Source organism: Cryobacterium sp. 10I1 (assembly GCF_035019805.1).
In the GTDB taxonomy this organism is placed as follows: domain Bacteria; phylum Actinomycetota; class Actinomycetes; order Actinomycetales; family Microbacteriaceae; genus Cryobacterium; species Cryobacterium glucosi.
Genome location: NZ_JASJVF010000246.1, coordinates 1 through 4,744 on the forward strand (window position 1 = coordinate 1; position 4,744 = coordinate 4,744).

The 4,744-nt window shown below is 68.6% G+C and carries 5 protein-coding genes; 3 read left to right on the forward strand and 2 right to left on the reverse strand.

Going from position 1 to position 4,744, the window contains the following annotated elements; translation table 11 throughout:
• Nucleotides 1–526 (reverse strand): TRAM domain-containing protein (locus QN345_RS15690; RefSeq protein WP_323508843.1); only part of this gene is annotated, 526 nt, incomplete at its 3' end.
• Between the two features lie 57 nt (nt 527–583).
• Between QN345_RS15690 and QN345_RS15695 the strand changes: the two genes are divergently transcribed.
• The 3 genes from QN345_RS15695 to QN345_RS15705 all read left to right on the forward strand — a co-directional run bounded on the left by QN345_RS15695 (nt 584) and on the right by QN345_RS15705 (nt 3,539).
• A complete protein-coding gene (locus QN345_RS15695; protein WP_322189437.1) occupies nt 584–1,252 on the forward strand; it encodes a nucleoside triphosphate pyrophosphatase in 669 nt (222 codons plus the stop codon).
• 109 nt (nt 1,253–1,361) lie between these two features.
• A complete protein-coding gene (locus QN345_RS15700; RefSeq protein WP_323504275.1) occupies nt 1,362–3,131 on the forward strand; it encodes an acetyl/propionyl/methylcrotonyl-CoA carboxylase subunit alpha in 1,770 nt (589 codons plus the stop codon).
• A 54-nt stretch (nt 3,132–3,185) separates the two neighbouring features.
• Complete coding sequence (locus QN345_RS15705; RefSeq protein ID WP_322189435.1) at nt 3,186–3,539, forward strand: MmcQ/YjbR family DNA-binding protein; 354 nt, start codon at nt 3,186–3,188, stop codon at nt 3,537–3,539.
• Nucleotides 3,540–3,647: 108 nt separating this feature from the next.
• On the opposite strand, the gene QN345_RS15710 is transcribed toward QN345_RS15705, so the two are convergent.
• Nucleotides 3,648–4,744: NAD(P)H-quinone dehydrogenase (locus QN345_RS15710; protein WP_323508844.1), on the reverse strand; the 1,097-nt coding region annotated here is incomplete at its 5' end.

Here is a 4,744-nt window from a genome sequence, read left to right on the forward strand (position 1 = left end):
TGGCAGGCTCAACAGGGGCAACAGCAGGCTCAGTATGAGCAGCAGTCCCAGTTCGGCGACCGTGCGGTTCCGCCGCGTCGCCTGGCGAGGCGTTTGGGCCGAGCGGCACGGGTTCGACGACAACGTCGGACTCGATCTTCGCCATGCGCTTCAGGGAGTCTGCGAGCACCTGGCGCTTGAGTTCGCGCTGGAAGCCGAGTTCGATGTGGCCGAACTCAGCGCCGCCGGCCCGGTCGTCCGGGTCGCGCTCGACGGCAGCGGAGGCCCAGATGTGCGGCTGGCGTTCGCGGGCCGCGTCGAGGACCTCGACGGTCTCCGCGCGCCAGAAGCTCTTGTGGTTCGCGGAGGTGAGCCGGGCGCGCACGCGCTCCCCCGGCAGGGTGTCGCTCACGAAGACCACGCGGCCTTCGTGCCTGGCGATGAAGATACCGCCGTGAGCTACGTTGGTGACGAGGAGTTCGAGTTCAGTACCCACCTCGGCTGCGGGTGCGGGGAGATTCGCCGGTGTGTCATTGCTGGTGGCCATTGTTCGAGCATCCCACATCGCTTCTATCGCCGCTTATCTCGCCGCACAAAGGGAACCATGCGCCTCTATCTGGCTTCGACCTCTCCGGCCCGGCTCACGCTCCTGCGTGCCGCGGGCATCGAGCCGGTCACGATCGCGCCCGGCGTCGACGAAGACGAGGTCGCAGCGGATGCCGCCCGGACGCTGGGCGCACCGCTGACGCCCCGTCACACGGTCGAGTTGCTCGCTCGCGCCAAGGCGGAGGACGTCTCCCGGGCGATCGTCGCCCTGGACGCCGAGGCCGCAGACGGTGACGACGTGCACCTTGTGCTCGGCGGGGACTCCGTCTTCGTCATCGATGGCGTGATCTACGGCAAGCCGCACACGGCCGAGCGGGCCAGGGAACGCTGGGAGCTGCAGCGCGGCCGCACCGGGCAGCTCTACTCCGGCCACTGGCTCATCGAACACAGGGCCGGCGTGCCCGGCCGAGCCGTCGGGGCCGTCGCGGTCGCCGACGTGACCTTCGCCGACGACATCGACGACGCAGAGCTCGACGCGTACATCGCGACGGGAGAGCCCCTGTTCGTGGCGGGGGCCTTCACGATCGACAGTCTGGGAGCCCCCTTCATCACCCACATCGAGGGCGATCCCTCGACCGTGGTCGGCTTGTCGCTGCCGACGCTGCGCCGGCTCGTGCTGAGGCTCGGCCACTCCTGGCCGAGCCTCTGGAACCGCGCGAAAGCCTGACGCGCAGCGGGTTTCGAGGGCGCCTTGTAGGCATCCATACCTTTTTCGGGGTTCTTTTTGTTGAAGAGAACCAAAGTCTCGGGCGCGATCTCCAATAAGCTCAGGCACTGTGTCCCGCATAACGAAGGTCCTCATCGCCAACCGGGGCGAAATCGCCGTCCGGGTGATTCGAGCCGCGAAAGACAGCGGCATTCTCTCGGTCGCCGTCTACGCCGACCAGGATCGTGACGCCGTGCACGCCCGCCTCGCAGATGAGGCGTACGGGCTCGACGGTACGACAAGCGCAGAAACCTACCTGGTCATCGAGAAGATCCTCTCGGTCGCCCGCCGTTCGGGTGCCGACGCCGTGCACCCCGGCTACGGTTTCCTCGCCGAGAACGCCGATTTCGCCCGCGCCGTGATCGACGCCGGCCTGGTCTGGATCGGCCCGTCTCCCGACGCCATCGAGCAGCTCGGAGACAAGGTCTCCGCGCGGCATATCGCCGAGCGGGTGAACGCTCCGATGGCCCCAGGCACGCTCAACCCGGTGGAGGGCGCGTCAGAGGTCCTCGACTTCATCGACCAGTACGGGCTTCCGGTCGCGATCAAGGCGGCCTTCGGCGGCGGCGGACGCGGCCTCAAGGTCGCCCGCACCCGCGAAGAGGTCCCTGAGCTCTTCGACTCGGCCGTGCGCGAGGCCGTCACCGCCTTCGGTCGCGGCGAGTGCTTCGTCGAGAAGTACCTCGACAAGCCCCGCCACGTCGAGACCCAGTGCCTCGCGGACGCCTACGGCAACGTCGTCGTCGTCTCCACCCGCGACTGCTCGCTGCAGCGTCGCCATCAGAAGCTCGTCGAGGAGGCACCGGCACCGTTCCTCACGACCGTTCAGCACGACGAGCTGTACCGCGCGTCCAAGGCCATCCTCAAGGAGGTCGGTTACCTCGGCGCAGGCACCTGCGAGTTCCTGATCGGCCAGGACGGCACCGTCTCCTTCCTCGAGGTCAACACCCGGCTCCAGGTCGAACACCCCGTCTCCGAGGAAGTCACGGGCATCGACCTCGTCCGCGAACAGTTCCGCCTCGCCGAGGGCGGTCGCCTCGACTACGACGACCCGATCCCGCGCGGGCACTCCTTCGAATTCCGGATCAACGGAGAAGACCCCGGCCGCGGGTTCATGCCCTCTCCCGGCCCCGTGCACGTCTTCAGGGCGCCGGGCGGCCCCGGCGTGCGCGTCGACAGCGGCGTGCAGGCCGGCGACGTCATCTCCGGTTCCTTCGACTCCCTGCTGGCCAAGCTCATCGTCACCGGCGCGACCCGCGAGGAGGCGCTCGAGCGTTCGCGCCGCGCCCTCGACGAGTTCGACATCGCGGGCCTCCCGACCGTGCTTCCGTTCCACCGCGCGATCGTGCGCGACCCCGCGTTCGCACCCTCGGACGGCGAGCCGTTCTCGATCTACACCCGGTGGATCGAAACCGATTTCGTCAACGACATCGAACCGTGGAACGGCTCCCTCACCGACGAGGGCACCGCCGAGAAGCGCCACAACGTCGTCGTCGAGGTCGAGGGCCGCCGCATCGAGGTCAGCCTCCCCGTGCGTCTCCTGCCCGGCACCGCCGAAAGCACCGCCGGTCCCGCCCCGCGTCGCCGTGGCGTGGCCCAATCGGTGAACACGGCCATCGGCGACGCCGTGGTCGCGCCGATGCAGGCCACGATCGTCAAGCTCGCCGTCGCTGAAGGCGACGTCGTCGTCAAGGGCGACCTGCTGCTCGTGCTCGAAGCCATGAAGATGGAACAGCCGCTCACCGCGCACAAGGACGGCGTGATCGGCAGCATCGGCGCCGTCGTCGGTGCCACGGTGTCGAGCGGGCATCTGCTGCTCGCCGTGACCGACGCCGCTTAGGCACCGCACGGCAGGCATCCGCTCGCACATCGTCGGCCGGGAAAGGGGACCGTCGTGGATCCGGACGAACTGACCGCGTTCCTGCTCGACCTGAACGGCGCCGTCGAGACGTACCCGTTCGGGCCTGAGGCCCGGGTGATGAAGGTCGCGGGCAAGATGTTCTCCGTCGACCAGCCGGATGCCCCGCGCCGGTCGATCACGCTCAAGGCGCTCCCGGAGAACGTGCCGCGGCTGATCCGCAGCGTTGCCGGCATCGAGCCCGGGTACCACATGAACAAGCGGCACTGGGTGACCGTGAGACTCGACGGCTCCGTGCCCGCCGGCCACGTGCGCGAGCTGATCACCGAGTCGCACGCGATCATCGTCGCCGCTCTCCCCCGCGCCATCCGCCAGTCCCTCCAGGGCTGACCCACCGTCCCGCGAGAGTACGTTTTCGGCCCTTAAAACCGCGCTTTAAGGGCCGAAAGTGCACTCTCGCGAGGACGCGGGGCGGGGTGTGTGGGGATCCGTTCGGGACTAGAGGACGATGTGCATCGCCCGGGCGGCATCCGTGATCGAGCCCGTCAGCGACGGATAGACCGGGAAGGCCCTGGCGACCTCATCGACGGTGAGCCGGTGCTCGACGGCGAGCGCGAGCGGGAAGATGAGTTCGCTCGCCTTCGGGGCGACGATGACGCCGCCGATGACGGTGCCGGTGGTCGTGGTCGCGAAGAGCTTGACGAAGCCGTCCTTGATCCCCATCATCTTCGCCCGCGGGTTCGCGGCGAGGGGCAGCTTGTAGATGGTCCCGCGCACGAGCCCGTCCTCGATCTGCTTCTGCGTCCAGCCGACGGTCGCGATCTCGGGCTGGGTGAAGATGTTGGCCGCAACATTGCGGATCTCGATCGGGTTCACCGCGTCGCCCATCGCGTGGAACACCGCCGTGCGGCCCATCATCGAGGCGACCGATGCGAGGGGCAGCTCGGTCGTGCAGTCTCCGGCCGCGTAGATGTTCGGCATCGAGGTGCGGGCGACCCGGTTCACCCGGATGTGCCCGGAGTCGGTCAGCTGCACTCCGGCCTCCTCGAGGCCGATCCCGCGGGTGTTCGGCACAGAGCCGACGGCGATCAGGCAGTGGCTGCCCTCGACCTTGCGGCCGTCGGACAGGGTCGCGAGCACCCCGGTGGAGGTGACGACGACGGATTCGGCGCGGGACTTGCTGAGGACGACCATCCCATTGCGCTTGAAGACGTTCTCGATCACTGCGGCGGCGTCGGCGTCCTCGCCGGGCAGCACCTGGTCGCGGCTCGAGATCAGGGTGACGCGGGCACCGAGGGCCCGGTACGCCGAGGCGAACTCGGCGCCGGTGACGCCGGACCCGACGACGATCAGGTGCTCGGGCACCGCCCGCAGGTTGTAGAGCTGGGTCCAGGTGAGGATGCGCTCACCGTCGGGGACCGCGGTCGGGAGGATGCGCGGGCTCGCGCCCACGGAGACGACGATGGTGTCGGCGCTGATCCGGTCGAAATCGGTGCCGGAGGCCTCCGAGGTCGCGACGATCACGCCGGCGTGCGACTCTGCCGACTTCGACATCTTCGACAGCGGGTTCTGCAGGTCGTAGATCTTGGCGGTCT

Bases quoted from the DNA above. Each gene is read 5' to 3' on its own strand.
- QN345_RS15695 (WP_322189437.1), top strand. From the start codon at position 584: ATGCGCCTCTATCTGGCTTCGACCTCTCCGGCCCGGCTCACGCTCCTG.